Annotated in this window: 19 protein-coding genes and 1 pseudogene; 12 read left to right on the forward strand and 8 right to left on the reverse strand. The window is 71.3% G+C overall.

Going from position 1 to position 24,412, the window contains the following annotated elements; all coding sequences use genetic code 11:
* Nucleotides 1–12 precede the first annotated feature (12 nt).
* The gene (locus ABZS61_RS16820; RefSeq protein ID WP_356420783.1) at nucleotides 13–2,430 is read right to left on the reverse strand and encodes an endonuclease/exonuclease/phosphatase family protein; all 2,418 of its coding nucleotides are present in this window, start codon (nucleotides 2,428–2,430) and stop codon (nucleotides 13–15) included.
* A 544-nt stretch (nucleotides 2,431–2,974) separates the two neighbouring features.
* Between ABZS61_RS16820 and ABZS61_RS16825 the strand changes: the two genes are divergently transcribed.
* The 8 genes from ABZS61_RS16825 to ABZS61_RS16860 all read left to right on the forward strand — a co-directional run bounded on the left by ABZS61_RS16825 (nucleotide 2,975) and on the right by ABZS61_RS16860 (nucleotide 14,089).
* Nucleotides 2,975–4,228: an ROK family transcriptional regulator gene (locus tag ABZS61_RS16825; RefSeq protein ID WP_356420785.1), complete on the forward strand. Its 1,254-nt coding sequence runs from the start codon at nucleotides 2,975–2,977 to the stop codon at nucleotides 4,226–4,228.
* Nucleotides 4,229–4,605: 377 nt separating this feature from the next.
* Nucleotides 4,606–5,091, forward strand: a complete 486-nt coding sequence (locus ABZS61_RS16830) for a flavin reductase family protein (protein ID WP_356421138.1) — start codon at nucleotides 4,606–4,608, stop codon at nucleotides 5,089–5,091.
* Between the two features lie 13 nt (nucleotides 5,092–5,104).
* The gene (locus tag ABZS61_RS16835; protein WP_356420787.1) at nucleotides 5,105–6,169 is read left to right on the forward strand and encodes an ABC transporter substrate-binding protein; all 1,065 of its coding nucleotides are present in this window, start codon (nucleotides 5,105–5,107) and stop codon (nucleotides 6,167–6,169) included.
* Entirely contained in the window at nucleotides 6,166–7,038 is an 873-nt protein-coding gene (locus tag ABZS61_RS16840; protein ID WP_356420790.1) for an ABC transporter permease, read from the forward strand. The genes ABZS61_RS16835 and ABZS61_RS16840 overlap by 4 nt, the downstream gene beginning before the upstream one ends.
* Entirely contained in the window at nucleotides 7,014–7,781 is a 768-nt protein-coding gene (locus ABZS61_RS16845) for an ABC transporter ATP-binding protein (RefSeq protein WP_356420793.1), read from the forward strand. The genes ABZS61_RS16840 and ABZS61_RS16845 overlap by 25 nt, the downstream gene beginning before the upstream one ends.
* 19 nt (nucleotides 7,782–7,800) lie before the next feature.
* Complete coding sequence (locus tag ABZS61_RS16850; RefSeq protein WP_356420795.1) at nucleotides 7,801–9,177, forward strand: LLM class flavin-dependent oxidoreductase; 1,377 nt, start codon at nucleotides 7,801–7,803, stop codon at nucleotides 9,175–9,177.
* A gap of 98 nt (nucleotides 9,178–9,275) precedes the next feature.
* Nucleotides 9,276–13,046: an ABC transporter ATP-binding protein gene (locus tag ABZS61_RS16855; protein WP_356421141.1), complete on the forward strand. Its 3,771-nt coding sequence runs from the start codon at nucleotides 9,276–9,278 to the stop codon at nucleotides 13,044–13,046.
* The gene (locus ABZS61_RS16860; RefSeq protein ID WP_356420798.1) at nucleotides 13,043–14,089 is read left to right on the forward strand and encodes an aldo/keto reductase; all 1,047 of its coding nucleotides are present in this window, start codon (nucleotides 13,043–13,045) and stop codon (nucleotides 14,087–14,089) included. The genes ABZS61_RS16855 and ABZS61_RS16860 overlap by 4 nt, the downstream gene beginning before the upstream one ends.
* On the opposite strand, the gene ABZS61_RS16865 is transcribed toward ABZS61_RS16860, so the two are convergent.
* Nucleotides 14,026–14,463 (reverse strand): VOC family protein, encoded by a 438-nt coding sequence (locus tag ABZS61_RS16865; RefSeq protein ID WP_356420801.1) that lies wholly within the window; start codon nucleotides 14,461–14,463, stop codon nucleotides 14,026–14,028. The genes ABZS61_RS16860 and ABZS61_RS16865 overlap by 64 nt on opposite strands.
* Nucleotides 14,464–14,552: 89 nt before the next feature.
* Here ABZS61_RS16865 and ABZS61_RS16870 point away from each other — a divergent pair, with 89 nt between their 5' ends.
* Together ABZS61_RS16870 and ABZS61_RS16875 are read left to right on the forward strand one after the other, a co-directional pair.
* Nucleotides 14,553–16,046, forward strand: a complete 1,494-nt coding sequence (locus ABZS61_RS16870; RefSeq protein WP_356420804.1) for an MFS transporter — start codon at nucleotides 14,553–14,555, stop codon at nucleotides 16,044–16,046.
* Entirely contained in the window at nucleotides 16,043–17,071 is a 1,029-nt protein-coding gene (locus ABZS61_RS16875) for a glutathione S-transferase C-terminal domain-containing protein (RefSeq protein WP_356420807.1), read from the forward strand. The genes ABZS61_RS16870 and ABZS61_RS16875 overlap by 4 nt, the downstream gene beginning before the upstream one ends.
* A gap of 7 nt (nucleotides 17,072–17,078) precedes the next feature.
* Here the strand turns inward: ABZS61_RS16875 and ABZS61_RS16880 are convergent, their stop codons facing one another.
* From ABZS61_RS16880 to ABZS61_RS16890, 3 genes and pseudogenes are all read right to left on the reverse strand, one after another.
* Nucleotides 17,079–17,957: a DMT family transporter gene (locus ABZS61_RS16880; RefSeq protein ID WP_356421143.1), complete on the reverse strand. Its 879-nt coding sequence runs from the start codon at nucleotides 17,955–17,957 to the stop codon at nucleotides 17,079–17,081.
* Nucleotides 17,958–18,146: 189 nt separating this feature from the next.
* A pseudogene (locus ABZS61_RS16885) lies at nucleotides 18,147–18,352 on the reverse strand (ArsR family transcriptional regulator); the annotation flags it as partial.
* 22 nt (nucleotides 18,353–18,374) lie between these two features.
* The gene (locus ABZS61_RS16890; protein WP_356420810.1) at nucleotides 18,375–19,220 is read right to left on the reverse strand and encodes a helix-turn-helix transcriptional regulator; all 846 of its coding nucleotides are present in this window, start codon (nucleotides 19,218–19,220) and stop codon (nucleotides 18,375–18,377) included.
* A gap of 115 nt (nucleotides 19,221–19,335) precedes the next feature.
* Between ABZS61_RS16890 and ABZS61_RS16895 the strand changes: the two genes are divergently transcribed.
* Together ABZS61_RS16895 and ABZS61_RS16900 are read left to right on the forward strand one after the other, a co-directional pair.
* Nucleotides 19,336–21,012: an AMP-binding protein gene (locus tag ABZS61_RS16895; protein WP_356420813.1), complete on the forward strand. Its 1,677-nt coding sequence runs from the start codon at nucleotides 19,336–19,338 to the stop codon at nucleotides 21,010–21,012.
* A complete protein-coding gene (locus ABZS61_RS16900) occupies nucleotides 21,009–22,616 on the forward strand; it encodes an AMP-binding protein (protein ID WP_356420816.1) in 1,608 nt (535 codons plus the stop codon). Before ABZS61_RS16895 ends, ABZS61_RS16900 begins: the two co-directional genes overlap by 4 nt.
* Before the next feature lie 94 nt (nucleotides 22,617–22,710).
* Here ABZS61_RS16900 and ABZS61_RS16905 read toward each other — a convergent pair whose 3' ends face one another.
* The 3 genes from ABZS61_RS16905 to ABZS61_RS16915 form a co-directional block, all read right to left on the reverse strand.
* A complete protein-coding gene (locus ABZS61_RS16905; RefSeq protein WP_351174271.1) occupies nucleotides 22,711–22,932 on the reverse strand; it encodes a hypothetical protein in 222 nt (73 codons plus the stop codon).
* Between the two features lie 71 nt (nucleotides 22,933–23,003).
* Nucleotides 23,004–23,531: a GNAT family N-acetyltransferase gene (locus tag ABZS61_RS16910; protein WP_356420820.1), complete on the reverse strand. Its 528-nt coding sequence runs from the start codon at nucleotides 23,529–23,531 to the stop codon at nucleotides 23,004–23,006.
* A gap of 20 nt (nucleotides 23,532–23,551) precedes the next feature.
* A complete protein-coding gene (locus ABZS61_RS16915) occupies nucleotides 23,552–24,274 on the reverse strand; it encodes a hypothetical protein (protein ID WP_356420823.1) in 723 nt (240 codons plus the stop codon).
* Nucleotides 24,275–24,412 lie beyond the last annotated feature (138 nt).

A 24,412-nucleotide genomic window follows, 5' to 3' on the forward strand; every position in this document is an offset into this window, starting at 1 on the left:
CCCCGGAGGCGGTCAGTGCTTGTGGCCGCCGTTGCCGTGCACGTCGACCCGCACGATCTGCGGGTCGTGGTCGCTCGCCTGGTCGGCGAACTCCGCGTTGATGTGCACCACGTCGTAGTCGAAGCGGCGGATCGCGGGGCTGGTCAGGATGTGGTCCAGCGTCTGCGAGTTGCCGTCGAACACGTAGCTGTACTGCTCGCTCCTCGGCAGCGTCATGATCAGCGGCTTGAGCACCTTGCCACCGGTCAGCGCGTCCATCGTCGGCGAGAACGCGAAGTCGTTCAGATCCCCGAGCGTGATCACCTGGGCCGACCTGTCCGCCTTCAGCAGCGAGCGGACGAAGGTGTTGACCTCCGCCGCCTGCTGGACCCGCTTCGTCTCCGAGCTGCGCACCGGTTCCTGGTAGCGCCCGTGCAGGGGCTGGTCGCCGCCCTTGGACGCGAAGTGGTTGCCGATGACGAAGACCGACCTGCCGTGGAAGCGGAACTCGCCCACGAGGGGCTTGCGGCTGTCGTCCCAGGCCGCACTCGTCGGGTTGATCCGGCCGGGCGAGACGGAGAGCGTCGCACCCTTCTTCGTCTTCACGGCCGTCACCGCGGTGGTCGCGTCGCCGCCCGCACGGTCCACGAAGTCGACCCGCTGGGGGTTGAAGAGGAAGACGTTGCGGATGTTGCCGCCGGGCTCGCCGCCGTCCTTGCCGTCCTCGGGGGCGACGTAACGCCATGCGTAGCGCGGTCCGCCCGCGGCGACGATCGCGTCGGTGAACCGATGCAACGTCGCGTCGGAGCCGACCGTGCCGTCGTTCGCCGCGCCGTTGTCGTCCTGGATCTCCTCCAGCGACACGATGTCGGGGGAGGCGAGGCTGACCGCGACACCCGCGGCGAGCGTGTCGAACTTGGCCTGCTCGTCGAGCGCGTCGAGGTTCTCCACGTTGTACGTGGCGACGGCGAGCTCCTTGTGCTTCTGCTTCCGCGTCACCTCGCGCCGCAGCCCGTTGTCGGTGAGCGCGCCGAGCTCGGTGGCCTGGAGGTTGTACCCGCCGAACGATGCGTAGTCGATGACGCCCGTGGTGGAGCCGGAGAGCTTGTCGCCCACGTCCGCGACCGGGACCGGCTGCGCCGGGTTCAGGGACATCACCTTGATGCGGCCGGTGTTCTGGTCCTCGTACGAGGCGTAGAGCGTGCCGCCGCGCCGGGTGCGGTTCTCCTGAGGTTTGACCGTCACCCAGACCTCGTCGTACGCGGTCGTCGCCCCTGTCACCCGGGTGTCGGCGATCGTGACGCGGGCGCCCTCGACCGACTCGTACAGGTCCAGGGCGTACGTGGCCGGATCCAGGGCCAGTGCGTCGATCGAGCCGCCGCCGGCCGACGGTACGTAGGTATCGGGCACCGAGGCCGCGTCGAGGACGACGGGCGCCGGAAGGGCGTTGCCCGAGGACAGGACCGTGGTGCTCGGGGCGGTGAGCTGGGTGAGCGACTGGGTGGTGGAGGACGGGTAGTACTCGGCCACCTTGCCGCTGACCAGCACCGAGTCGCCCACGGCGACGGCGGGGGCGGCGGAGCCGGTGTACACGAACAGGCCCTCGCTCGTACGGGCGTCGGCGTCCGGTGCGGTGTCCTGGATCCAGAAGCCGCGCGAACCGCTGGTCCGTACGCCGGTGACGACGCCGGGGACACCGGTCACCGCCTGACCCACGAGCGGGGAGACACGGGTCGTGCCCTGGATGTCGTGCACCCGGACGGTGCCGGGCTCGGTCGGTCCGCCGGGCTCGCCGGGGCCGGATCCGCCCGACGTCTCGCCTGCGGCGTTGACCGGTGTCGGGGTGCCCGCGGCCAGATCCGCCGCGTTGTCGTCGGTGTCCGCCAGGGAGGTGCCGCGGGCCACGGAGGCGGTGGCCGAGGTGCCCGTCGCCGGGCCGGTGCCCTCGCGTACGACCGCCGAGCCGTAGCCGACGAGGTCCACGATGCGAGTGTCGACGGCGCAGTCCGCGGCTGTCCTGCAGGTCAGCGGTGTCGTACCGGACACCAGCGCGACGGTGCCGCTCGCGGCGGACATCGCGACCGTGCCGGTGGCGTCGGCGGTCGGCAGTGCCACCGTGCCGCCGGTGCCGGCGGCCTGCGCGACGAGGTAGCGGCCACCGGGCGCGACGGCGCCCGACAGCTCGGAGACCTGCCACAGCGAGCCCGCGGACGGGGTGCCCGGCAGGTACTGGACGCTGAAGCCCGACAGGCCGAACGGACTCGAGCCGGCATTGGCCAGCTCGATGAAGTCGCGGGTGAGGGTCGCACCGGAGTTGCCGCCGCCTCCGTACACCTCGGAGATCACGGCGGTGGAGGACGGGGCCGCGAAGGCGGCGGGCAGCGCGGTCACCGAGAGGGTTACGGCGACTGCGCCGGCCAGCAGGGCGGAGCCGGGTCTGGCTATGTGCACGGGAACTGCCCCCAAGTTGTAGTGAGGTGGCAAAAGCTATGCGCGTAGACCATGAGTGACAAGGCATCAAAAGGTTAAATCCTGAAAACGCCCGGGTGTGCGGAAGCGGCGGCCGGTCCGTGTCAAGCGCCGAAACGGTGCCGCCACACGCTCTCAACACCCCTTCGACGCGGCGCAATACGCGCGCAACACGCCTCCCTGGACAGGCGTCCCAGCATGCGGGCAGTGGTTTGACCGGCTTACGCCGTTCCGGCTACGTTGCGCGGCATGCAGCGATCCGCACACCTGACGACGCGAGGTCATGTCGACCTGAAGCGCGTGTGCTCCGCGGCGTGTCACCGGGCCTGAACACACGGAGCCCGCGCGAGCCGCCCACGGGGACACACTCCCCCTTGCGCGCCGCGGGCGCCCCGCCGCACGGGAGAAGCGGAATCCGGACCGGACCGATACCGGACGGTTCCGCCACGAGGAACCCCCCGGCACCTTCGCCGGGGTGAGACCGCACCCGTACCGCCCGCTGCCACCGAGGACCTGGAAGACACCTGTGAAGAGTCTGCCTGCGCCCACCCGCCGCACCGGTCCGCTGCGCCGCTCGGACATCCCCGCGGCCGGAGCCGCCCGCCGTGTCTCCGGCACGGGAGCCGTGCTGAGCGCGATCCTCGACCACGGCCCGGTGGCCCGCTCCACCGTCGCCCGCGTCACCGGCCTGTCGCCCGCCTCGGTGACCGGACACGTGGGACACCTCCTGTCCCGCGGCCTGGTCCGTGAGAGCGAGGAGACCACCGGACCACGAGGGCTCGGACGCCCCCACATACCGGTGGAGATCGACACCGGCCGGTTCCTGGTGGCCGGGGCCCATATCGCCGTCGCACACTCGACGGTCGCCCTGATGGATCTGCGCGGCCGGGTGGTGGCCGAGGACCGCCGGCCGCACCTCAGCACCGAACCCCGCGGCATCCTGGCCGACGTGGCCGCCCGGCTGCCCCGGCTGGCGGCCGCTCACGCGGCCGGCCGGACCGTGCTGGCCCTGGGTGTGGCCACCGGCCACCGGGTGGACTCCGCCGCCGGAGTGGTCGTGGAGCATCCTCATCTCGGCTGGCGCGCGGTACCCGTACGGGAGATCCTGGCCGCCGCGACCGGGCTGCCCGTCCATGTGGACAGCCACTCGAGGGCGCTGGCGCGGGCGGAGCAGATGTTCGGTGAGGTCTCGACCCGGGCCAGCACGGTGCTGCTGTTCATCGGCGCGGTCGTCGACGCCGCCTTCGCCACCGCGGGCGAGTTGCACCGGGGCCCGCGCTCCGGAGCGGGCAGCGTGGCCCATCTGCCGCTCGGGCCGGGCGGATCGGGTGACGCGGAACCCTGTAGCTGTGGCCGTACCGGATGTCTCCAGTCCGAGGTCTCCGAGCGCGCCATGATCCGCCGGGCCGCCGAACAGGGCCTGCACGTCGCGTCGTTCCTCGAACTGCTGGACCATGCGCTGGCGGACGAGCCGCGCGCCGTGGCGCTGTTCCGCCGCCGCGCCCGGCTGGTGGGCCGGGCCGCCGCACTGCTGCTGGACATGTTCGACCCGGAGTGTCTGGTGGTGGTCGAGCCCGGAGCGGGCCGGCTGCCGCAGTGTCTCGCCGATCTGCGGGCCGAGGTGGCCGAGCGCTCCGGTGTGTGCGACGACCCCGAACGCGCGGTGGTGCCGAGCAGCTTCACCGGATCGGTCCTGGCCACCGCGGGTGGCGCGGTCGCGCTCGGCGCGCTGTACACCGACCCGCTGGGGCCGTGGCCCGCACTGCCCGCCGTGTCCTGACCGCCTCGGCGGATACCGACTTAATTCAGAACGTTGCATTGTTGACCCGCCCTCGCCCCGACCGGGAAGATGGATTCATGACCAGCCGACAGCGGAATTCGAGGAATGCGCCCCAGGTGGCACGTTCCTGCCGCGCGGCTGGGCCGGTGAGCGATATCGCCCGGCGTTCCTGTTGTCGCCCCTGTCCGGGTAACCGATAACCCTCGGCTGAATTTCCGGGCGGTCCGCACCCCGTGCGTGTCAACCGTGCCGCCCTTCTGTTTCGCGCACCCATTTTCCGCCTTTCCGACCGGGGAGAGACGTTGACCGTCACCGTGTCCTCGTACAACGCTGTCCAATCAACCGACAGCGCATCAACCGAAAGCGCAGCGCCCGGCATTGCCCCGGAACGCTTCAAGCAGGTATTCCGCAGGTATCCCGCAGGCGTGGTCGTCGTCACCGCCGACGCCGGCCACGGGCCGGTCGGTTTCACCGCCACCTCGCTCACCTCGCTGTCGCTCGCCCCGCCGCTGGTCTCCTTCGGCATCGGGACGTCGGCCTCGTCCTGGCCGCACGTCGAGCGGGCCGGCACCGCGGTGGTGAACTTCCTCGGCGTCGAACAGGAGGCGCTGGCCACCACGTTCGCGACCAGCGGCATCGACCGCTTCGCCGCGCCGACCCGGTGGAGCCGGCTGACGGGCGGTGAGCCCGTGCTCGACGGGGTGACCGGCTGGCTGCGGCTCACGGTCCGGCACATCGTCCCGGCCGGCGACCACCGCATCGTCATCGCCCGGGTCGAGGAGTCCTGGCTCGACGAGGGACGCAGCCCACTGCTGTTCCACGACGGCTCCTACCACTCCATCCGTCCCACGCACGACCAGTGATCAGGAATTCACCATGACACGCAAAGTCGCACAGCGGCCCCTTGCCCGCCGATCTTTCCTCGCACTGGGGGTCGGAACGGTTCTGAGCCTTGCCGCCTGCTCTCCGCAGACCAAAGCCGTGGCCGACGCGGAACCGGCCGGCGCCCTGCCCTCGGGAGATCCGCCGCCCGGCACGAAACTGGCCATCGCGGTCCGCACGGCTCGACTCCAACTGGAGCCGGCCGGGCTCGCGAAAGAGCTGAACTTCACCGTCACGGAATGGCCGAACCTCTCCGCGGGCCCCGATATCATCCAGGGATTCCGCGCGAAATCGATCGACCTGGCCACCAATGCGGGAATCCCGCCGATCCAGGCGCACGCCATCGGTGTCGGAGCGAAAATCGTCGGGGTGCAGGTCCGCAAGAAGCCGACGTACGTCTTCGCCACGGCACCCGGATCGTCCGTCAGGAACGTCGAGGACTTCCGGGGCAAGAAGATCGGGTTCTCCCAGGGGCAGGCCCAGGGCGTCGTGGTCCTGCGCGCGCTGAAGGCAGCGGGTCTGAGCAACAGCGACGTCGAGCTCGTCGCCCTGCCCAGCACCCAGTTCCTGACCGCCCTGCAGTCCAAGCAGGTGGACGTGGCCCCGCTGGGCGAGCCGACCATCACCAAGTACCTCAGCCAGTACGCCAAGGACGGCGCCCGCGGGGTGAAGACAGAGGTCGTGGACCTGCTGACCGTGCTCTGGGCGCCGAACGAGGTCCTCAACGACCCGGCGAAGGCGGCGGCGGTGCGCAGCTTCATACCGCTGTGGGCACGGGGCCAGGTGTGGGCGTGGGAGAACAGCGACGAGTGGATCGACACGTACTACGTGAAGGATCAGGGCGTCACCGCGGAGGACGGCAAGCGCATCGTCGCCTCCCTCAACAAGCCGCACTTCCCGGCGAACTGGGACGAGGCCATCGCCTGGGAGCAGGAGACCGCCGACCTGCTGGCCGAGGGCGGCTTCGTACCCGAGCAGAAGGCGTCCGAGCTGTTCGACCGCCGCTTCGAAGGGCTGGCGGCCGCGGCCGTGGCCGCCGAGTACCGGGAGGGGTCATGACGGATCTGCTGTCCAAGGCACGCGAAGCCCGGCCCGAGGTCGTTGAGGCTCCGCGGGCCGCCGCGGGAGCCGCCCCCGCGTCCCGCGGCACCCGGCGGCGGCTCGGCCCCGGCCGGTCCCTGCCCTTCGGGCGGCTGATCGGGCCCGTGCTGCTCGTCCTCGCATGGTGGGCGGCGTCCGCAAGCGGCTACCTCGACCCCCGCATCCTGTCCTCGCCCGGCACCGTGCTCGCCACCGCGGGCGACCTGGTCTCCACCGGCCGGCTCCAGGACAACGTCCTGATCTCGCTCCAGCGCGCCGGACTCGGCCTGTTCTTCGGGGTGTCGGCCGGTGTGATCCTGGCCGTGGCGGCCGGACTGAGCCGCAGCGGTGAGTACCTGCTGGACGGCCCGCTCCAGATCAAGCGGGCGATCCCGTCCCTGGCCATGCTCCCGCTGCTCATCCTCTGGCTGGGTATCGGCGAGCAGATGAAGGTCACCGTGATCGCGCTCGGCGTCGCGGTGAACATGTACATCAACACGTACGCCTCGCTGACCGGCATCGACAGCAAGTACGTGGAGCTCGCCGAGGGACTCGACCTGGGCCGCCGGCAGTTCATCCGCAAGGTCGTCGCCCCGGGCTCGCTCCCCGGCTTCTTCGTCGGCCTGCGCCTAGGAGTCACCTCGTCCTGGCTCGGCCTCATCGTGGTCGAGCAGATCAACGCCACCAGCGGCATCGGCTACATGATGTTCCAGGCCCAGCAGTACGCCCAGTCCGACGTGATCATCGTGGGGCTGGTGGCCTACGGGATCTTCGGCTTCGCCTCCGACGCGGCGGTACGCGCAGTCGAAAGGAGGGTCCTGTCATGGCGACGCACACTGGCGGGCTGACGGAGGTCCTGCCCGGCGCCGAGGGCGAGCGGCCCGCGGTACGCACGACAGGGCTGGTACGCAGGTTCGGCGACCGGGTCGTCCTGAAGGACCTCGATCTGACCGTGGCACCGGGGGAGTTCACCGCGCTCCTCGGCCGCAGCGGCTCCGGCAAGTCCACCCTGCTCCGGGCCGTGGCCCGCCTCGACCACACGGTCGAGGGATCCGGTGAACTCCTCGTACCCGAGCGGGTGTCCCTCTCCTTCCAGGACTCCCGTCTGCTGCCCTGGCTGCGTGTGCTCGACAACGTCATCCTCGGTCTGCGCGGCCCGAAGGCCCGTGAGCGAGGCCTGACCGCACTGGCCGAAGTCGGTCTCGAAGGCCGCGACCGCTCCTGGCCCCACGAGCTGTCCGGCGGCGAACAGCAGCGCGCCGCCCTGGCCAGAGCCCTGGTCCGCGACCCCGAACTCCTCCTGGCCGACGAGCCGTTCGGGGCCCTGGACGCGCTGACACGGATCAAGATGCACGGCCTGCTGCGCGAACTGTACGAACGCCACCGCCCCGCCGTCCTCCTGGTGACCCACGACGTCGACGAGGCCGTCGAACTGGCCGAGCGCGTGCTGGTACTCGAGGACGGCCGGATCTCCGTGGACCTCAGGATCGACCTGCCGTCCCCGCGCTCCCGTCGCGACCCGCGCTTCCAGGAGTACCGCGACACGTTGCTCAGCGCCCTCGGCGTGGCCCAGCCCCAGCTCGCGAACTGACTCCCGAGGAGAAGACACCATGCCGCGCAAGCAGCTCCATCTGAACGCCTTCCTGATGTCCACCGGCCACCACGAGGCGTCCTGGCGGCTCCCCGAGAGCGCCGCCGAGGCCAACTCCGACCTCGAGCACTACAGGAACCTCGCCCGCATCGCCGAACGCGGTCGTCTGGACTCCCTGTTCCTCGCCGACAGCCCCGTCCTGATGGGCGATCCCGGCCGCCGCCCGGCCGCCAAGCTGGAACCCACCGTCCTGCTCACCGCACTCGCCGGGGCGACCCAGCACATCGGTCTCATCGCCACCGCCTCCACCAGCTACAACGAGCCGTACAACCTGGCCCGCAGGTTCGCCTCGCTCGACCACGTCTCCGGTGGCAGGGCCGGCTGGAACATCGTCACCACCGCCGGAGCCGACGCGGCCCGCAACTTCGGTCTGGACGACACCCCGCTGCACCGCGACCGCTACCGGCGCGCGGGCGAATTCGTCGAGGTGTCGACCAAGCTCTGGGACAGCTGGGCGGACGACGCCGTCGTCGCCGACAAGGAGAGCGGCGTCCACGCACTGGCCGAGCGGGTCCGCGCCATCGGCCACACCGGTGAGTTCTTCCGGGTCGACGGTCCGCTCAACGTCCAGCGCCCCCCTCAGGGATACCCGTTGCTCGTCCAGGCCGGATCCAGTGAGGACGGCAAGGACTTCGCGGCCCGCTACGCGGAGGCGGTGTTCACCGCACAGCAGACGCTCGAGGAGGGCATCGCCTTCTACAAGGACGTCAAGCAGCGAGCCGAAGCCCTCGGCCGCAACCCGGACGGCATCAAGATCCTGCCCGGCATCGTGCCCGTCATCGGGGACACCGAGGCCGAGGCCCTGGAACTGGATGCCGAGCTCGACCGGCTCATCGTCCCCGAGTACGCCAAGCGCCAGCTGGCGCAGAAGCTGAAGCTCGACCCCTCGGAGCTCCACCTCGACCGGGAACTCCCCGAATCCCTCCCCAGCGAGGACGAGATCGAGGGGGCCAAGAGCCGCTACACACTCGTCGTGGAGCTCGCCAGACGCGAGAAGCTGACCGTGCGTCAGCTCATCGGCAGGCTCGGCGGCGGGCGCGGCCACCGCACCTTCGCAGGAACGGCCGAGCAGGTCGCGGACACCATCGAGCACTGGTACGACAGCGGGGCTGCCGACGGGTTCAACATCATGCCCGCCGTGCTCCCCTCCGGTCTGGAGGTCTTCGTGGACCGGGTCGTCCCCATCCTCCAGGAGCGGGGCCTGTTCCGCACCGAGTACACCGGCGCCACCCTGCGCGAGCACTACGGTCTGCCGCGCCCCGCCAACCGGCTGTTCGACACCGTCGACACCTCCGAGGGCCACACCGGCATCGGCCTCGCGGCGGCGGCCCGGTGACCGACTGTCCGCCACCGCAGACCGGCACGTCCGCGCCGCAGACCGAAACGCCTCCGCAGTCAGGCGCATCCCAGCAGCCGCCCGGCTGGGCCCGGCGGCTGCTGGGGTACTGCCTACGCCACCGCACCGACCTGCTCCTCGCATTCGGAGCGGCCCTGGTCGCGGCCGTCGCCACCGCCACCCTGCCCCTCGTCCTGCGCCATGTCGTGGACGGGGTGGCAGGGGGCACCACCGGACCGCTCCTCCCCTGGACCCTCCTGCTCGCCGGCCTCGGCGCGATCCGCTTCGCGGCGAACTTCACCCGCCGCTACCGCTCCGGCCGGCTCTCCCTCGGCGTCCAGTACGACCTGCGCAACGACGCCTTCGCCGCACTGCTGCGGCTCGGCGGCGCCCAGCAGGACGACCTGCGCACCGGACAGGTCGTCAGCCGGTCCATCTCCGACATCACCCTGATCCAGACGCTCCTGCAGTTCCTGCCCAACCTCACGGGCAACGTCCTGATGTTCCTCTGCTCCGTGATCTTCATGGCGGTCCTCTCGCCGCTGCTGACCGTGGTCGCCCTGGTCGTCGGACCGCTGCTCTACCTCATCGCCCTGCGCAGCCGCCGCGACCTGTTCCCCGCCAACTGGCACGCCCAGCAGGAGGCCGCCGAAGTCGCCTCCGCCGTGGAGGCCACCGTCACCGGCGTCCGCGTGGTCAAGGGCTTCGGCCAGGAGACACGGGAACTGAACGGCCTCGAGGAGCGCGCCCGTACCCTGTTCGCCTCCCGCCTGCGGGTCGTCCGCTTCACCAGCCGCTACAACCCCGCCCTCCAGGCGGTGCCCGCACTCGGCCAGGTCGCCGTGCTCGCCCTCGGCGGCTGGATGGCCCTCCACGGCCGGATCTCGCTGGGCACCTTCCTCGCCTTCACCACCTACCTCGGCTCCTTCGTCACCCCCGTACGCCAGGTGGCGACGCTGCTCACCGTCTGGCAGCAGGCGCGAGCCGGAGCCGAACGCGTTCTGGAGGTCGTCGACGAAGCACCGGTGATCACCGACGCACCCGGTGCCCGCGACCTCCCCGACCGGCCACCGGCCCTCTCCTGGCAGGACGTCACCTTCGGTTACGGGGACGGCGCCCCGCTGCTGGACGGCTTCACCCTCGACGTGGAACCGGGCGAGACCCTCGCGCTGATCGGCTCCGCCGGCTCCGGCAAGTCCACCGCGGCCGCCCTGCTGCCCCGGTTCTACGACGTACCGTCCGGAACGGTACGGGTGGGAGGCACCGACGTCACCGAACTGACCCTGGCCTCGCTGCGCTCCCGTATCGGATTCGTCTTCGAGGAGAGCCTGCTGCTCTCGGACACCGTGCGCGCCAACATCGCGTACGGCGTCCCGGACGCCACCGACGAGCAGATCCGCCGGGCCGCCCGGACCGCCCGTGCCGACGAGTTCATCGAGCGGCTTCCCCACGGCTACGACACCGTCGTGGGCGAACAGGGACTCACCCTTTCCGGCGGCCAGCGCCAGCGCCTCGCCCTGGCCCGCGCCCTGGTAGGCGACCCCGCCGTACTCGTACTCGACGACGCCACCTCGGCCATCGACGCCCGGGTCGAGGCCGAGATCCACGCGGGCCTCCACGAGGCCACCCGACGCCGTACCACCCTGATCGTCGCCCACCGCAGATCGACCCTCGAGCTCGCCGACCGCATCGCCGTACTGGACGGCGGCCGGATCACGGACACCGGCACCCTGGACGAACTCCGCTCGCGTTCGGCCCTGTTCCGTACGCTGCTGTCGACCGCCGAGAGTCCACAGGCAGCGCAGCAGGCGGCCGACGCACCCGCGTGCACCGCGGCCGGCGGGGTCACCGAGCACCTGTGGCACCGCGCCGAAGGCGCCGACACCGCCACCGAGGAAGGCACCGCCGTCCGGGCCGCCCAGGCCCTCGCCGAAGCGGCGGCCACCTCAGGGCCCGGCCGGGGCGGACCCGGCGGCGGAGTGCTCGGCTCCGCCCCGCCGAGCGCCGAACTGATGGCGGGCCTCGCCAGACTGCCCCTGCCCGCGGCCGACCCGAAGGTCCCCACCGCACAGGCGGTCGCCGCCGACCCCGACTTCCACCTGGGCACCCTGCTGCGGCCCTTCCGGCTGCCGCTGCTGCTGGGGCTGCTCCTCGTCGCCCTGGACGCCGCCGCACAGATCGCGGTGCCCGTCCTCGTACGGCACGGAGTGGACCACGGCGTGGCACGCCAGGCCGGAGGGGTCCTGCTGGCCGCCGCCGCGGCGGCCGGGCTCGTGGTGGCCGTGAACTGGCTGATCGGAGTCGCCCAGGTCCGTACGACGGGGCGTACCGGGGAACGCCTCCTCTACACCCTTCGTGTGAAGACCTTCGCGCAGCTCCAGCGCCTCGGCCTCGACTACTACGAGCGGGAGCTCGGCGGCCGGATCATGACCAGGATGACCACCGACGTGGACGCCCTGTCGAACTTCCTGCAGACCGGGCTGATCACCGCCGTCGTCAGTCTGCTGACCATCCTCGGAGTCCTCGTCGCGCTCCTCGTCATCGACGCGGGCCTGGCCGTCGTCCTGCTCGTCGCGCTCCCCGTACTGATCGGCGCGACCGCACTGTTCCGCCACCACTCCGTACCCGCCTACCGGGAGGCCAGGGAGCGCATCAGCGCCGTCAACGCCTGCCTCCAGGAGAACGTCACCGCCATCCGCGTCACCCAGGCGTTCGGACGCGAACAGCGCAACGCACGCGACTTCGCCGAACTGGCCTGGGCCTTCCGCACCTCGAGACTGCGCGCCCAGCGCTACATGGGCACCTTCTTCCCGTTCGTCGAATTCCTCGGCACCCTGTCCACCGCAGCCGTGCTCGTGATCGGCGCAGGACAGGTCAGGGCCGGTGAGCTGAGCGCGGGGACCCTCATCGCGTTCCTGCTCTACGTCGAGCTGTTCTTCTCACCGATCCAGCAGCTCTCCCAGGTGTTCGACGGCTACCAGCAGGCCGTCATCGGCCTCGGCCGGCTGCGCAGCCTGATGCGGACCCCGGCCGGCACCCCGCCCGCCGAGAGCCCCCGGCCCGTCCGCGAACTGCGCGGGGACGTGGAATTCGACGGGGTCTCCTTCGGATACGCGGGTGGCGGCGGCCAGGAGGTGCTGCACGGGCTCTCCCTGCGCATCGCCCCCGGCGAGAGCGTCGCCCTGGTCGGCGCCACCGGCGCCGGGAAGTCGACGGTCGTCAAGCTGCTCGCCCGGTTCTACGATCCGACGGCCGGAACCGTCCGGGTCGACGGTCAGGACCTGCGCGACCTCGACCTCCCCGGCTTCCGCCGCAGGCTCGGCATCGTCCCGCAGGAGGCCCACCTCTTCAGCGGCACCGTCCGCGACGCCATCGCCTACGGGCGCCCCGACGCCACCGACGCCGAGGTGGAGGCGGCGGCCCGCACGGTCGGCGCGCACGAGATGGTCGCAGGACTGCGGCTCGGCTACCTTCAGCCGGTCGGGGAGCGGGGCCGGGGCCTGTCCGCCGGGCAGCGCCAGCTCCTCGCACTGGCCCGCGCCGAGCTCGTCGACCCGGACATCCTGCTGCTCGACGAGGCCACCGCCTCGCTGGACCTGGCGACCGAGCGCCGAGTCGTGGCGGCGACGGAGGCCCTGGCCAGGCGACGGACCACCGTGGTCGTCGCCCACCGGCTGACGACCGCCGCACGGGCCGACCGGGTCGTCGTCATCGACGCCGGAACCGTCGTCGAATCGGGCACCCACACCGAACTGCTCGCCGCCCGCGGCGCCTACCACCGCCTCTGGGAAGCCTTCCGGCAGACCGGGAACCCCGCACCGGCGGACCACCTCACCACCGATGAACTCGTCAAGGAGAACGCAGGATGACCGAGTACCGCACCCTGGGACGCACCGGCGTCAAGGTCAGCCCCCTGGCCCTGGGAACCATGATGTTCGGCGCCCGTGGCAACACCGACCACGACGACAGCGTCAGGATCATCCACCACGCCCTGGACTCGGGCATCAACTTCGTCGACACCGCCGACGTGTACTCGGCCGGTGAGTCCGAAACCATCGTGGGCAAGGCCCTGGCCGGCGGGCGGCGCGACAACGTGGTGCTCGCCACCAAGTTCCACGGCAGCCTCGGCGAGGACCCCAACGAGCGCGGCAACAGCCGTCGTTGGATCATCCGCGAGGTCGAGAACAGCCTGCGCCGGCTCGGCACCGACTGGATCGACCTCTACCAGGTGCACCGCCCCGAACCGGACACGGACTTCGACGAGGCCCTCGGCGCGCTCTCCGACCTGGTGCACCAGGGCAAGATCCGCTACATCGGCACCTCCACGTTCGAGCCCTCCGCGATCGTCGAGGGCCAGTGGCTCGCCGAGCGCCGCGGCCGCGAGCGCGTGGTCGCCGAACAGCCCCCGTACTCCCTGCTCGCCCGGGGCATCGAGCGCGAGGTACTGCCCGTCGTCCAGCGGTACGGGCTCGGAGTCCTGTCCTGGAGCCCGCTGGCCGGCGGCTGGCTCTCCGGCCGCTACCGCACGGGCGCCGAGCAGCCCGCATCCAGCCGCGCCGCACGCCAGGCGGCCCGCTTCGACATCACCGCACCGGAGAACGCCGCCAAGCTGGCCGCCACCGAAGCCCTCGCCGAGCTCGCGGAAGAGGCCGGACTCACCCTCGTACAGCTCGCCCTGGCCTTCGTCCTGGAGCACCCGGCCGTCACCTCGGCGATCATCGGGCCGCGCACCTTCGAGCAGCTGGACAGCCAGTTGGGTGCGGACAAGGTCAGGCTCAGCCGGGACGTCCTCGACCGGATCGACGAGATCGTCCCGCCCGGCAGCAACCTGTCCGTTCGCGACTCCGGTTACACCCCGTCCGTGCTCACCGATTCGTCGCTGCGGCGCCGTTCGGGGCTGAAGGAGGGGTAGACGGCCAGGGAGAACGAGTGCCCGGCCGGATCCGTGTAGACGCGGACATCGCGCGGACCGCTGTTGCTGTCCTTCGTGTCCACCGGCCGGGCGCCCAGCCCTATCGCCTCGCGCTCGGCCTCGTCCATGTCCCCCTCGTCGACCAGGATCCGCAGATGCGCCTGCTGGGAGTCCTCGGGGCGGGGCCAGCTGGGGGGCGCGTAGCCGTGGTCACGGCGAACGGCCAGGTGCACGCCCGGGTTGCCGACGACCTCGACGAAGTCCGGGTCGCTTCCGACCCGCATCTCGGCGTCCAGCAGAGCGGCGTAGAACCCGGCGAGCTCCATGGGCTCGGCACAGTCCAGGACCAGAACACTCGTTTTCCCGACAGTCATGTCCCGCGGGTACCCCCGGTAGGGCGGAACACGCCGGACCTCACCGACGGGTCCGCCGGAATGGGCAGCCGCGGCCTAGGGTTCGGACCATGGCAGAGAGCGTGGCGCACCGGGACCCTGGCTCTCCTCCCGGACCTTCCGACCCCCGTCGCTGGCGCGCCCTCGCCGTCTGCCTGGTGGCGGGCTTCATGACGCTCCTCGACGTGTCCATCGTCAACGTGGCGCTGCCGTCCATCAAGGAGGGCCTCCACACCCCGGAGTCCGACCTCCAGTGGGTCCTGTCCGGCTACGCGCTCGCCTTCGGGCTCGTCCTCATCCCCGGCGGACGGCTCGGCGACGCCCGGGGCCGGCGCACGATGTTCATGTGGGGCCTCACCCTGTTCACCCTGGCCTCCGCGGCCTGCGGAGCGGCCCAGTCCAGTCTGTGGCTCGTCATCGCCCGGCTGCTCCAGGGCGCGGCGGGCGGGCTGCTCTCACCCCAGATCTCCGCCCTGATCCAGCAGATGTTCTCGGGACGCGAGCGGGGCAGGGCCTTCGGCATGTTCGGCACCGTCGTCGGCATCTCCACCGCCGTCGGCCCGCTCCTGGGGGGACTGCTGATCCAGGGGGCAGGGGCGCAGGAGGGCTGGCGCTGGATCTTCTACGTCAACCTGCCGATCGGAGCCGTCTGCCTCATGCTGGCCCACCGGCTCCTCCCGGACACCCCGTCCGCGGGCCGGGTCGGGCCGCGGGACCTGGACCCGGTCGGGGTGCTGCTGCTCGGTGCGGGGGTGCTGGCGCTGCTGCTGCCGTTCGTCCAGGCCCAGCAGTGGCCCGGCAACGGGAAATGGCTGCTCGTCGTGGTCGCCCTGGTCCTGCTGACCGCCTTCGTCGGCTGGGAGTCCCGCTGCGCGCAGAAGGGCATCCAGCCCGTGCTGGACCTCGCGCTCTTCCGGCTCCGGTCCTTCTGGCTGGGCTGCCTGATGAGCCTTCTGTACTTCGCGGGCTTCACCTCGATCTTCTTCATCAACACGCTGTACCTGCAGTCCGGCCTGGACTACAGCGCCCTGGAGGCGGGCCTCGCCATCACCCCGTTCGCCCTGGGCGCGGGTGGAGCGGCGACCATCGGCGGCCGGCTCGTCGGCCGGTTCGGCCGGCCCCTGGTCGTCGTCGGACTGACGATGGTGACCGTCGGGCTCGGCTTCACCGCACTGGCCGCGCACCTGGTGCCGGGCAGGGGCGCCGGACTGGCGATGGCGGCGCCCCTGCTGCTCGCAGGACTCGGCAGCGGACTCGTCATCGCCCCCAACCAGACCCTGACCCTCTCCAAGGTGCCGGTGCACAACGCGGGCAGCGCCGGGGGCACCCTCCAGACCAGCCAGCGGGTCGGATCGGCCATCGGGATCGCCGCGGTGGGCTCGGTCTTCTTCGCCCAGCTGGGTCCCGACGGCTGGGCGGACTCGTACGACAGCGGGCTCGTCGTCTCCATCGTGTTCGTCCTGGCCGCGCTGGTCGTGGCCCTGGCCGATGTCGGAGCGGGCCGTCGGGGAAGAAGACGCCAGGAGACATCCGAAGCACCCGACGCGCAGAGGGGAACACGATGAGCGGCGAGGAAGCAGAGCCGGACGGGAACACCTCGTACGGCCACAAGCCCTTCAAACGGTCGCGCAGCCACTTCGCCGACCGCATCACCGCCGACGGCCGCGACGGCTGGCCCGTCGAGGCGGGCCGCTACCGGCTGGTCGTCAGCAGGGCCTGCCCCTGGGCGAGTCGCGCCCTCGTCGCACGCCGTCTCCTCGGACTGGAGAGCGCCCTCTCGCTGGCCGTCGCCGACCCCATCCAGGACGACCGCAGCTGGCGCTTCACCCTGGACGAGGGCGGCCGCGACCCGGTACTCGGCATCCGCTACCTCAGCGAGGCGTACGACGCGCGGGAGCACGGCTATCCCGGCGGTGTCAGCGTCCCCGCGATCGTCGACGTACCGAGCGGCAGGCTCGTCACCAACGACTACCAGCGGATCACGCTGGACCTGGCCACCGAATGGACGGCGCTGCACCGTCCCGGCGCCCCCGACCTCTACCCGGAACGGCTGCGGGAGGAGATCGACGAGGTGATGGAGGGCATCTACCGCGACGTCAACAACGGTGTCTACCGCGCCGGATTCGCCGACGGACAGAGCACGTACGAGGCCGCGTACCTCGATGTCTTCCGCCGCCTGGACGACGTCTCGGAGAGGCTCGCCGGCCGCCGCTACCTCGTCGGCGACACCCTCACCGAGGCGGACATCCGGCTCTTCACGACGCTGGTGCGGTTCGACGCCGTCTACCACGGCCACTTCAAGTGCAACCGCTCGAAACTGGCCGAGGACCCCGTCCTGTGGGCGTACGTCCGCGACCTCTACCAGACCCCGGGTTTCGGCGACACGGTCGACTTCGACCACATCAAGCGGCACTACTACCGCGTGCACACGGGCATCAACCCGACCGGCATCGTGCCGCTCGGCCCCGACCTGTCCGGCTGGCTGACCCCGCACCACAGGGAGCAGCTGGGCGGCCGCCCGTTCGGCGACGGCACCCCGCCGGGCCCGGTGCCGCCCGGCGAGGGCGTACCGGCCCGCGGGCGCCCCTGACCTCTCCTCACTCCACCCGCGGCGCGGGGGTGGCGTCGCCCGCGTTCGCCGCGGCCAGCGGGGAACGGGCCAGCACCACACAGCCCACGGCGATCAGCGCCACACCGGCCAGCTGCGGCAGCAGCCACCAGCCGGTGCGCAGGACCTCCCCGAACAGCGTCACCCCGTACGTGATGCTGATCAGCGCGTCCCCGAGTGTCAGCATCGGCTGTACGGCCGCCAGACTGCCGGCGTGCAGCGCGTTCTGGAGGAGGAACAGGGCCCCCACACCCGCCGCCGCCGTGGCGTACAGCTGCCATGCCGTCAGCAGGGCGGTCACACCACCTTCGTCCAGCTGCGCCATGGCGTCCTTCATCAGGGCCGCCGTCAGCGCGTACCCGCACGCCGCGGCCAGTCCCAGCAGCGCGGCCCTCGCGTTGCCGCCGGTGCCGAGTGCGGCGGTGATCAGCGCGGCCTCGAACAGACCGGTGACCACCAGGGCGGGGATCCAGTCCTCGCCCGGCACACTGTCATGGCCGCCGACCGGTGCGGCGGCGGCCATGCCGACGGCCAGCCCCAGTGTCACGGCGGCCACCCCGTACCAGACGGTCCGTGACACCCGGACCCGCATGACGACCCCGGCGAGCAGCAGCGTCGCGGGCAGCTCGATCACGAAGATCGGCTGGACGACGGCGATCGGCCCGGTGGCCAGCGCCACCGCCTGGCAGACGGCGGCGACGATCACCAGGGCGATCCCGCACAGCCACACCTTCTGACGCAGCAGATGCCCTATCAGCGACAGGTGCATGGCCTCGGCGGCGGGCACGTTCAGGGCGGCGCGGCGCTGGAGGACCGAGGCGGCACCGTTGCTGAGTGCTGTCAGAACGGCGAAGAGGACACTGATCACGGGCACCATCATGAGGGTGTAGGGGCCCAGGTCCGTGGTGCCGCCGCCCGGCACGAGTGTCGGATTCGGGCGCCGGTGCGCACCCTGCCGGTCGCCTTCCGCTCCCCGCCCTGAAGGGCAGGGACTCCTTCCACGTCGAACTCGGGCTCGGACGACGGTGCCCGCAGCGTCGGCCTGGGCGTTGCGCAGGGCGGCGCGCAGCAGGGACGCGCCCGTGGGGGTGAGGGTGTGCAGCACGGTCGGGCCGTTCCGAACGGTGGTGATGAGCCCCGCTCGCGTAACGCGGTGGCGTGTCTGCTGGCGGCGGAGGCCGAAACTCCGGCAGCGCGGGAGATCTCGCCGGTTGTGGCGCCGGCGGACGCGGCGCGCAGGGCGACCGCTCGGGCGCGCCCGAGGGGAGTCCGGTTCACCAGGCCTCTACGGCAGCAGGCCCGCCCGGCGCGCCGCCACCACCGCCTCCAGCCGGGTGTGCGCCCCCAGCTTCCGCATCGCGGAGCGCAGATACCCCTTCACGGTCTCCGGCCGCAGCCCCAGCCGCTCGGCCGCCGCCGCGTTCGTCGCCCCCGCCGCCACGCAGGCGAGCACATCCGTCTCACGCGGTGCCAGCCTCACCTGCCGGGCCATCGGGGGCCGGTTCGCCCCCGCAGCCGAGGCGAGCCGCCCGCACACCGAGAGGAGCTCGTCGCGCAGGGCGGGGTCGACGATCTTCGGCGCCAGGGCACGCAGTTCGCGGTGCGCCTCACGGACGTCCTCCCAGGTGCCGGGATCCGTGTGCGGACCGGTCACCTGCTCCAGGGCGGTCGCCAGGAGCTGCTGCACCTCGTCCCGCACGGCCAGCGCCTGCTCCACGTCACGGGCCGCCGAGACCGCCGCGTCGAACGTGCGGTCCCCGAGCGTGAGCGCCTCGCGCAGCGCCCCGTACAGCACGCCCCGCACCTTGCGGCGTACGACGACGGGCACCGCGACGACCGAGCGCAGACCCTCCGCCGCGACAGCCGTGTCGTACTCGTGGCTGATGTGACGCGAGGAGGCGTAGTCGGTCACCGCGCACGGCCGCGACAGCGCGATCGCCTTGCCTCCGAGCCCGCTGCCCGCGGAGATGACGAGCCCGCGCAACGCACCTGTCTGCGCCCCGTTCAGCTCGGCGATGCGCGCGTGGTGCGGGTCGGACAGCAGGCCGCCGAAGACCACCGGCAGCCCGCTCGTGCGGCGCAGCCTCAGCAGAGCCGCCTGCATCTCCGTCGCCTCAGCCGGTTGTGGCACGCCGATGCCTCTCCGCCCCGCGGGGCCGTACCAGCACCACCCCCGTTCGGGGGTGGTGAGATCCGGGTCACTGTTTGCATGATGTTAAGGGACGGGTCCGCAATGAGGAGGGCACATGCCGGCAACCAGCGCGACGGAGACGTTCCGGGCCGCTCGGGACTTCCTGCTGGAACACCGCGAGGACTATGCGAAGGCCTACGCCGGCTTCGACTGGCCCAGGCCTGCCCGCTTCAACTGGGCGCTGGACTGGTTCGACGTCATCGCAGAGGACAACGAACGGACCGCCCTGCACATCGTGGAGGAGGACGGCCGGCGCACCGAGGTGTCCTTCGCCCGGATGGCCGCCCGTTCCAACCGGGCGGCGAACTGGTTGCGTGCCCAGGGGGTACGGGAGGGCGACCGGATCCTCGTCATGCTGGGCAACCAGACCGAGCTGTGGGAGACCGCACTCGCCGCGATGAAGCTGCGTGCCGTCGTGATTCCCGCGACCCCGCTGCTCGGCCCCGTCGACCTGCGCGACCGGGTCGAGCGCGGCAAGGTCCGCCACGTTCTCGTACGGTCCGAGGACACGCCGAAGTTCGACGAGGTACCGGGCGACTACACCCGGATCGCCGTCGGCGAGGACGTCGCGGGCTGGCTCCCGTACAGCGGAGCCGACGAGGCACCCGACACCTACACCGCCGACCGTGAGACCGACGCCGACGAACCGCTGATGCTGTACTTCACCTCCGGTACGACAGCGAGCCCCAAGCTGGTCGAGCACACCCATGTCTCGTACCCGGTCGGCCACCTGTCGACGATGTACTGGATCGGCCTCAAGCCAGGCGACGTGCACCTCAACATCTCCTCGCCCGGCTGGGCCAAGCACGCCTGGTCGAACCTCTTCGCGCCCTGGAGCGCCGAGGCCACCGTCTTCATCTTCAACTACACGCGCTTCGACGCGGCCCGGCTGATGGCGGAGATGGACCGCTCGGCGGTGACCAGCTTCTGCGCGCCGCCGACCGTGTGGCGGATGCTCATCCAGGCCGACCTCACGCAGCTGAGGACACCGCCGCGGGAGGTCGTCGCGGCCGGCGAGCCGCTCAACCCCGAGGTCATCGAGACCGTCAGGCGTGCCTGGGGTGTCACCATCCGGGACGGCTTCGGCCAGACGGAGACCGCCGTCCAGGTGGCGAACACGCCGGGCCAGCGACTGAAGACCGGCTCGATGGGGCGCCCCAGCCCCGGCTTCGAAGTCGAGCTGCTCGACCCGGTCTCCGGGCGGGCGGGCGTGGCGGAGGGCGAGATCGCCCTCGTCCTGTCGGCCGCCCCCGTCGGCCTGATGACCGGCTACCACGGCGACCCCGAACGTACCGCCGAGGCCATGGCGGGTGGCTACTACCGCACCGGGGACATCGGCGCCCGGGACGAGGACGGCTACATCACGTACGTGGGCCGCGCCGACGACGTGTTCAAGGCCTCCGACTACAAGATCTCGCCGTTCGAGCTGGAGAGCGCCCTGCTGGAACACGAAGCGGTGGCCGAGGCCGCGGTCGTGCCCGCACCCGACCCCGTGCGCCTCGCGGTCCCCAAGGCGTACGTCGTACTCGCCGAGGGCTGGGAGCCCGGCCCGGAAACGGCGAAGTTGCTGTTCGAGCACTCCCGGGCGGTCCTCGCCCCGTACAAGCGCATCCGCCGGCTTGAGTTCGCCGAGCTTCCCAAGACCGTCTCCGGCAAGATCCGAAGGATCGAACTGCGTGAGCGCACGGCCCAGGGTGCGGGCACCGAGTTCGACGAGGGGGACCTGCGATGAGCGAGCTGTCCTACGCGCACGGCACCGGCGGCACCGCACTGCTCGGCGACACCATCGGCTGCAACCTCGACCGGGCGGTCGACGCCTTCCCGGAGCGTGAGGCCATGGTCGACGTGGTGTCCGGGCGTCGCTGGACGTACGCCGAATTCGGCGCCGCCGTCCAGGAACTGGCCCGCGGGCTGATGGCGTCCGGGGTGGCCAAGGGCGACCGTGTCGGGATCTGGGCGGTCAACTGCCCGGAGTGGGTGCTCGTCCAGTACGCGACGGCCCGCATCGGTGCCGTCATGGTCAACATCAACCCGGCCTATCGCGCCCACGAGCTGGAGTACGTGCTCGACCAGGCCGGGATCTCGCTGCTGATCGCGTCGCTCGCCCACCGCACCAGCGACTACCGCGCCCTCGTGGGCCAGGTCCGCGCCAACTGCCCGGCCCTGCGCGCCGTCCACTACATCGGCGACCCGACCTGGGACGAGCTGACGGCCGCGTCGGCAAACGTAACCGTCGAGCAACTCGCTTTCCGTGAAGCGGAGTTGTCCTGCGACGATGCGATCAACATCCAGTACACCTCGGGTACCACCGGCTTCCCGAAGGGGGCCACGCTCTCGCACCACAACATCCTGAACAACGGCTACTTCGTGGGGGAGATGGTCGGCTACACCGAGGAGGACCGGGTCTGCCTGCCGGTCCCCTTCTATCACTGCTTCGGCATGGTCATGGGCAACCTGGGCATCACCTCGCACGGCGCCTGCATCGTGATCCCGGCCCCGTCCTTCGAGCCCGCCGCCGTGCTCTCCGCGGTCCAGCAGGAGCGCTGCACCTCGCTCTACGGCGTGCCCACCATGTTCATCGCGGAGCTGAACCTCCCCGGCTTCGCCGACTACGACCTCTCCTCGCTCCGCACCGGCATCATGGCCGGATCGCCGTGCCCGGTCGAGGTGATGAAGCGGGTCGTCGCCGAGATGCACATGGACGAGGTCTCCATCTGCTACGGGATGACGGAGACCTCACCGGTCTCCACCCAGACGCGCCGGGACGACGACCTGGAGCGCCGTACCGGCACCGTCGGACGGGTGCTGCCGCACGTGGAGGTCAAGGTGATCGACCCGGTGACGGGCGTGACCCTGCCGCGCGGAGGGCCCGGTGAGCTGTGCACCCGCGGGTACAGCGTGATGCTCGGTTACTGGGACCAGCCGGAGCGGACCGCGGAGGTGATCGACGCGGGGCGCTGGATGCACACCGGGGACCTCGCGGTGATGCGGGAGGACGGATACGTCCAGATCGTCGGCCGGATCAAGGACATGATCATCCGTGGCGGCGAGAACGTGTACCCGCGGGAGATCGAGGAGTTCCTCTACGGTCATCCGAAGATCGCCGACGTCCAGGTGGTCGGGGTGCCGGACACCACGTACGGCGAGGAGATCCTGGCCTGCGTCATCCCCCGCGACCCGGCCGATCCGCCGACGCTGGACGAAGTGACGGCGTACTGCCGTGAGCAGCTGGCCCACTACAAGATCCCGCGCCGACTGCGGATCCTGGAGACCTTCCCCATGACAATCAGTGGGAAGGTCCGGAAGGTCGAACTGCGGGAGGGCTACGGCGCGTAGCGCACGCCGTGGGACGGTGCGCGTCGCCCACGCGGTGCGCGTTGCCCACGCGGTGCGCATTGCTCACGGCGCCGGGTGGGGCGGTCGGGCGGGGTCAGGCGGCCTCGATGATGTCGCAGTCGATGCCCTTGGTCGCGGCCGCCCACTCGATCAGAAGCACCTCGTACGTCGCCGACTCCACGGACGACCAGTCCTGTCCCGCGCGGGCGTCCACGAGCGCGCGAATCGCCTCGTTCGCCTCGACGGCGGACGGGTGGGTGGGCTGGGTCGCGAAAACAGGGGTGGAGTGAGGTGAAAGCCGAGGAGTTAAGACCATGCCTTCACTGTACGTCCCCATACTGACAACAGCCCGAACATATGAGGCTCGCGGGGCACACGTGACCGAAATCATTTCGATGTGACGGTGGGGAGATCGCGGCGCATGCACACGCGCGGCCAGCGGTCCAGGCCGTGTTCGGCTTCCTGCGACCTGATCCCGCGGAGCCCGTCACCGAGCTCGTCCTCCGCCAGTGTCCGAAAACCGAGGCGCGTGTAATAGGGCGCGTTCCACGGAACCTCGGCGAAGGTTGTCAGCGTGAGAGCGGTCAGACCCTCCGCCTCTGCCCAGTCGGTGAGATGGTCGATGAGGGCGCGGCCGACACCCCGGCGGGCGGCTGCCGGGTCGACGGAGATCTGCTCGATGTGCGCGGCGCCGTCCACGCGGTCGGCGATCAGGTATCCGACCGGGAGGTCCGTGGTCTCGTCCGCGGAGACCCAGCAGCGTCCGCTGCGACGGTAGTTCTCCAGCAGGGCGAGCGGCGGCGGATCGTCGTCGGCGACGGCCGGCATGCCGACCGCGCGGAACGGCTCGCCCGCGGCGCGCTCGATGTCCTGGAGCAGCGGGAGTTCCGGGCGCCGGGCGGGGCGGATGCGCATGGGTCCAGTATGACGGGCGGTCAGGGTCCCGTGCTGATCAGTTCGTCCGCAGGGCTGTTCACCGGCTGCGGCGTCCCCGTGAGGTCCATGACGAAGAGCGGGATGGCGAGCCCGTCGGCGCGTGAGCGGGCGTCCTCCGCGTATCCGGCCAGGGAGAAGAGCACCCCCGAGACCGAGGCGTTGAGGGCGTTGAGCCACAGGCACTCGACGTCGCGCAGAGCGGTCGGCCGGGTGGTGGAGTCGACCTGCGCGATGAGCCCGGATGCCCGGAGGTCTATCCGGGACGCGGGGCGCACTTCGGGCTGGACGACCTCGTGGTAGCCCAGCCACTTCAGGTAGAGCGCGGCGGCGCTCACCGCGTCGCGCGCGGTACGGATCACCATCGGCCGGAACGACGGGCGCGGGTGCGCGGCCGTGCGCGGCAGCGGGATGTGGGAGGGGCCGGGCGGCCGGGCCGCGGTGGGCGGTGTGGTGCCGTGCGGGGTCACCGGGCGGACGGGGATCCGCAGGACGGCGCCGCAGGGGCAGCACAGCTCGGGATGCGGCCACTGGTCGCGCCGCCCGCAGGCGGTGCAGCGCACGCTCACCCAGTCGTCGTTCCAGGTGCGGTGGGTGATGGGTTCGACCGGTGTGCCCCGCATCAGTGGCGGGGCCGTCGGGGAGCCGCAGGGGCACGGGTAGACGGGCGTGATGTACGCGTGGTCCCGGCCGCAGGCCGGGCAGTGCACCGGTAGGGACTCCACCGTCCGCCCCCTCCTGCCGTGCTTGTCGCGGCGACTGCGCTCCGTACCCCCATGGTCTACCAGGAGCGAGGTTCTGGGGAGGAGGTTGGCGTACTTCGTCCCGGCGGCCTCCCTTGACGACCGTACGACTCGGCTTTA

This window comes from Streptomyces sp. NPDC005566, assembly GCF_040605575.1.
Taxonomy (GTDB): domain Bacteria; phylum Actinomycetota; class Actinomycetes; order Streptomycetales; family Streptomycetaceae; genus Streptomyces.